Source organism: Methylobacterium sp. WL64, from assembly GCF_008039945.1.
Classification (GTDB): Bacteria; Pseudomonadota; Alphaproteobacteria; order Rhizobiales; family Beijerinckiaceae; genus Methylobacterium.
This window is the reverse complement of sequence record NZ_VRVA01000212.1, coordinates 1-4,872: the sequence shown is the minus strand read 5'-3', so window position 1 is coordinate 4,872 and position 4,872 is coordinate 1. Positions and strand designations below refer to the sequence as shown.

Below are 4,872 nucleotides of genomic sequence, written 5' to 3'. Positions count from 1 at the left end.
GGCGCCGGGGGCGGGGTGCGAGCAGACTTGTAGTCGGACTTGCAGTCGGACTTGCGGGCTCCACCGGGGTGGTGTCCTTGATCCGCCACAGGGTGCGGGCCAGGATCGAGCGGTACGGCGCGAAAGCGGCCGCAACGGCGCGCGTGTCGGTGCTGTCGGTGAGCCGGCGCAGGCAGCCCACCGCCGCCACGTCGCCCTCGGGCCAGATGTCCGGGTCGTGGAAGTGGAAGATCCCGACCATGTCGGCGGTCCAGGGGCCGACGCCCCGGATGCCGCACAGGATCGCAGCGCGCTCGGTGTGCGGCAGTCCGGCGAGTTCGGGGCCGAGCAGGCCCGCCGCCTCGGCGGCGACGATCGCCTGAAGGGCGCGGACCTTGTTGCCCGAGATCCCGCAGCCCCGGAGCAGCGCCGGGTCTCCGGCCTCGAACAGCCCGCGCGGGCTCGACCCCGCCGCCGTCGCGGCGGCCTCGACCCGCGACCAGATCGCCGCCGCGGCCCGGGTCGAGAGCTGCTGGTTCACGACCTCGACGAACAGACGGTCGGCCACGCAGGCGTGCGGCGGCGGGTCGATCCGGAGCGGGCCGGCCTGCCGGATGGCGGCCTCCAGGCGTGGATGCGCCCGGGCGGCGTCCAGCAGGTGCGCGTAGGCGGTGGGGTCGAGCATCGCGGCGAAGATTAGAGCGCGCGCCGCCGAAGTGGAGACCGGTTCGGCGCAAGCGAGCGCGTTGAGACAAGGATTGAGAGCCGGTCCCGATTGCAACGCGATCTGGAGCGGCGCCGAGGGACCGGCCGCCGATGCGGCGATCGGTGCGATCCCCCCCGGTGGCGGGCACGATGCCGCGCGCGCCTTGCTGGGCGCCCGCCCCGATCCACTTCGGAGCGGCGTCGGACGCGAAGGCGGGCATGATGGACGGCGCCCTCGGATGCGGTGACAGCTCACGGTATGGCGCTCTTCTTCACCGCGGACACGCATTTCGGCGATCCGCACATCCTCCGCCACCGCCGGGCGCGGTACGACAGCGTCGCGGCGCATGACGCGGCCCTGGCCGCGGCCTGGAACGCCGTGGTCGGCCCCGACGACGCGGTCTGGCACCTCGGCGATTTCGCCGCGGGGGCGAGCCGGGAGCATTGCGCGGCGATGTTCGCCCAGCTCAACGGCACCAAGCGGCTGATCCGGGGCAACCACGATTCCAACCGCGTGCTCGATCTGCCCTGGGCGGACCCGCCCGTGGACAGCGCCCGGATCTCGGCCCTGGATTCCCAGGGCCGGCAGCACCGCCTGTTCCTGTCGCACTACGCGCACCGGGCCTGGCCGGGCCTGTGGCGGGAGACCCGCCACCTCTACGGGCACAGCCACGGCTGGCTGCCCGATACCAGCCGCTCCTGCGATGTCGGCGTCGATGCCTGGGACGACACCCCGGTCGGCCTCGACGCCATCCTGGCGCGCCAGGACGCGGCCGAGCTGGTGCCGGAGGAGATCGCCCGGCAGGGGCTGCGCTGACCTCCGCGGAGGGCACCGCGATCTCCATTCCGGGCCGCGTCGTTTCGTGTGGCCGCCCTATGTGCCGGAGCGGATCGCGATCGCCACGGGAGGCCGCTATGACCGAACCCCTTGCTCCGCCCGCCTGGACGGCCGCCGCCGCGCGAGCCGCCGCCGATCTCGGGCTCGGGAGCAGTTTTGCCGAGCTGGATGCGGAATCCTGGGCGCGGCTGCGCGCCCGCGCCGCCGAGATCCTGACCGCGCAGGGCAGCCCCCCGCCGCCGGATTGGGAGCGCGCGCTGGCCCGGGCCCTGGACCGGGCCGATCCGGATGTCCTCGCTCATGACGAGGCCGACGCCGTGCTGGCCGAGCAGGGCGAAGTGTTCGCCCCGGAGGACGACGCTTGAAGCCTCGTCCCGAACCGTAGCCGCCGGCGTTCGGACGAAGACGATGCGCCGGAATCGCGTGCCGCCCGGGACTTCGTGACGGCGTGTGGTTGCCGTCGCGCCGGTCCAGGCCGATGTAGGTGGAATGCCACGTCCCGATCACCAGCACGCCGCCCCGCGATCCGCCCCCACAGCCCTGAGGGTCTTCCCGGTCTCAAGCGAGGCCCCGGTCCTCGATGCGCAGACGCGGACGCGCCTGGGGCGCCAGCTGCGCGCGCTCTATGACCCGGTGATCGATGAGGTGCTGGATCCGAGGCTGGCGGAGCTGCTGCAGCAGCTCGACGCCGATCGCGCGGACGAGACCGGACGCTGAGGGGATCCGGGATGGGGCTCCCGTCGATGGATCGGGGGGATGTCACACCGACGGGAGCTGAGCCGGGACGACGAATCGACCCAACCCGTCCTATGTCGCCCAGGAACGACCCCGGGCGCCTTCACCTAAGTCAAATTTTCTGTCGAATACAGAGGGTGATGTGACGAAGATGGGTATTCGTCGGTGGAGAGCGTGGCTGCGGCGTCAGGCCGACGTCCCGGTCACCGACAGCATCACCCCGTCGTTGCCGATCTCGGCACCGGTGTAGCCCAGCATCCGGGCGAGCTGCTCGCGGGCACGCCACACCCGGCTTTTCACGGTGCCGATCTGACACTGCATGACGGCTGCGGCTTCCTCGTAGCTGAGGTTCTCGATCGCCACGAGGACCAGTGCCTCGCGCATCACCGGGGCGAGCCGGTCGAGGGCGGCGCGCACGTCCTGCAGGTCGAGATGGCCGCCCTGCTCCGGCACGCTGGTCAACCGCTCAGCGTAGCTGCCGTCGGTGTCCGCGACCTCGCGACCCTGCTTGCGGTGCTGGCTGTAGAACACGTTGCGCAGGATCGTGAAAAGCCAAGCCTCCAGGTTGGACCCGGGGGTGAAGCCGGCTCGTCCGCGCCAGCCCCGCAGCAGCGTGTCCTGCACGAGGTCATCAGCCGCGGCGGGGTCTCGGGTCAACGAGACGGCGAAGCGGTGTAGGGCCGGCACCACCTTCAGCAGGCCGGCGCGGAAGTCGGCCTCCCGTTCGACCTCCCCCGAGACCGGCTCTGAGGCCTGGTCCTTGGCGAGCGCGGCGTCCAGGCGCGCCAACAGGTCGGCAAAGCGATCCGAGGCGGCCGCCGGAGTCGGGCCGACCGCGTCGTAGGTCAGGCCGAGCAGCGTCCCGAGGTGGATGCGGATCGCGTCCGGCAGGCCATGCCGGATGTCGCGGGCCGGATCGGGCAGGGTGTGGCCTTCGGTGTCTGGCATCAGGTCCGGGCATCGACGGCGGGCCTATCGCGCCCGTCGCATTCGCTTGTGGCGCGCCCACGCGGCTCTCGCGCCAACATGGGTTTAGACCGTGTTGCCGCGACACTGAGACGAACCAATACAAGCAAGCGTGATGGGCCGAGGTGTCGGGGCCGAAGACGAACGGACCCGCGAACCGGCGGGCTCGCAACGGCGTTCCCTGTCGGATCCGTCTCCTTCCGGAGGCCGACCGGACTTGGTTCCTGAACCCGTAGCGAGGCGTGTCGATGGCTTCCCCCGATCCCGATCGCACCGTGCCCCGCGACACCGGGGGGCACGCCTCGACGGTCTGGACCCTGGCGCTGGCCACCGCGCTCGTCGGCCTGGTTGCGTTCCCGCGGCGGTCTGCCGCCCCGGCTCCTGCCTCCGCCCCGGCCGGCGCGGAGCCGGGCCGCCGGTCCGCCTTCGCGGGCTCCTCGGAACCCGCGCCCGCGCACGAGGGCGGCGAGGCCCGGGCGGTCGCGAGCCGCCAGGCCGATCGCGGGCGGGGCGCCAGCCATCCGGCCGAAATTCCCGCCAAGGGCTGGAAGGACATCGCGCTGCGCACCTACCGGGACATCGGCGAGAACCGCCTGTCGCTGATCGCGGCCGGCGTCACCTTCTTCACCCTGCTGGCGATCTTCCCGGCCGTCGCCGCGCTGGTCTCCTGCTACGGCCTCGTGGCCGACGCCTCGACCATCAACGACCAACTCGCCAGCCTTCAGGGCGTCCTGCCCCAGGGCGCCCTTGAGATCATCGGCGACCAAGTCAAGCGCCTGAACGAGAAGGGCAACACCGCGCTGGGCCTGAGCCTGGTCGTCAGCATCGTCCTGTCGGTCTGGAGCGCCAACGGCGGCGTGAAGCACGTCTTCGACGCCCTCAACATCGTCTACAACAAGCGCGAGAAGCGCAATTTCGTCCTGCTCAACGTCGTCTCCCTCGGCTTCACCGCGGGGGCGCTGGCGTTCCTGATCCTGGCTCTGGCCGCGGTCGTGGTGCTGCCGGTGGTGCTGACCTATGTCGGGCTCGGGACCGATGCCTGGTGGCTGACCCTGCTGCGCTGGCCGGCGCTGCTCGTGGCAGTCCTGCTCGGGCTCGCCCTGCTCTACCGCTACGGTCCGAGCCGGGACGCGCCGCGCTGGCGCTGGGTCACCCCCGGGGGCGCCGCGGCGGCCCTGCTGTGGCTCGTCGCGTCGCTGCTGTTCTCCTGGTACGTCGCCCATTTCGGCAGCTACAACAAGACCTACGGCTCCCTCGGCGCGGCCATCGGCTTCATGACCTGGATCTGGATCTCGACCATGATCGTGCTCGCCGGTGCCCAGCTGAACGCCGAGATGGAGCATCAGACCGCCGAGGACACCACCGTGGGTGAGCCGCAGCCCCTGGGCACGCGACGCGCCCAGATGGCCGATTCCGTGGGAGCCGCCGCCGCGTGACGGGGCGGCCAAAGGGCTCAGCGGTGGTTAACACAGGTTAGCGCGGGCACGCCCGGTCGCGGCATAAGCCGTCGCGTGCAACCAGACTTCGACGCTCGGGCCGCAATATACCTGTGACAACAGTCGTCTTCGTGCGGTGGGCATCCATCGGCAGCGTCGTCGCGTGGTTTGGGGCGCGCCGCGACTGCTCGGATCCCTCTTTCCACGCCCGCC

6 protein-coding genes are annotated in these 4,872 nt (G+C 71.5%); 4 read left to right on the top strand and 2 right to left on the bottom strand.

Features of this window, described 5'->3' with window-relative positions; genetic code table 11:
* On the bottom strand, positions 1-664 hold a 664-nt coding region (locus FV242_RS32650; protein WP_246692996.1), incomplete at its 3' end, for a DNA-3-methyladenine glycosylase.
* A gap of 279 nt (positions 665-943) precedes the next feature.
* Between FV242_RS32650 and FV242_RS32645 the strand changes: the two genes are divergently transcribed.
* The 3 genes from FV242_RS32645 to FV242_RS32635 all read left to right on the top strand — a co-directional run bounded on the left by FV242_RS32645 (position 944) and on the right by FV242_RS32635 (position 2,239).
* The gene (locus FV242_RS32645) at positions 944-1,501 is read left to right on the top strand and encodes a metallophosphoesterase (protein ID WP_147941832.1); all 558 of its coding nucleotides are present in this window, start codon (positions 944-946) and stop codon (positions 1,499-1,501) included.
* 98 nt (positions 1,502-1,599) lie between these two features.
* On the top strand, positions 1,600-1,887 hold the full coding sequence (locus FV242_RS32640) for a hypothetical protein (RefSeq protein WP_147941831.1): 288 nt from the start codon (positions 1,600-1,602) through the stop codon (positions 1,885-1,887).
* 124 nt (positions 1,888-2,011) lie between these two features.
* Positions 2,012-2,239, top strand: a complete 228-nt coding sequence (locus tag FV242_RS32635) for a hypothetical protein (RefSeq protein WP_147909418.1) — start codon at positions 2,012-2,014, stop codon at positions 2,237-2,239.
* A gap of 204 nt (positions 2,240-2,443) precedes the next feature.
* Here the strand turns inward: FV242_RS32635 and FV242_RS32630 are convergent, their stop codons facing one another.
* Positions 2,444-3,205 carry a sigma-70 family RNA polymerase sigma factor gene (locus FV242_RS32630; protein WP_147909419.1) on the bottom strand — a complete coding sequence of 254 codons (762 nt, stop codon included), beginning with the start codon at positions 3,203-3,205 and terminating at the stop codon, positions 2,444-2,446.
* Between the two features lie 266 nt (positions 3,206-3,471).
* On the opposite strand from FV242_RS32630, the gene FV242_RS32625 reads away from it, so the two are divergent.
* Positions 3,472-4,659, top strand: coding sequence for a YihY/virulence factor BrkB family protein (locus FV242_RS32625; protein WP_147941830.1), 1,188 nt, complete (start codon positions 3,472-3,474; stop codon positions 4,657-4,659).
* Positions 4,660-4,872 lie beyond the last annotated feature (213 nt).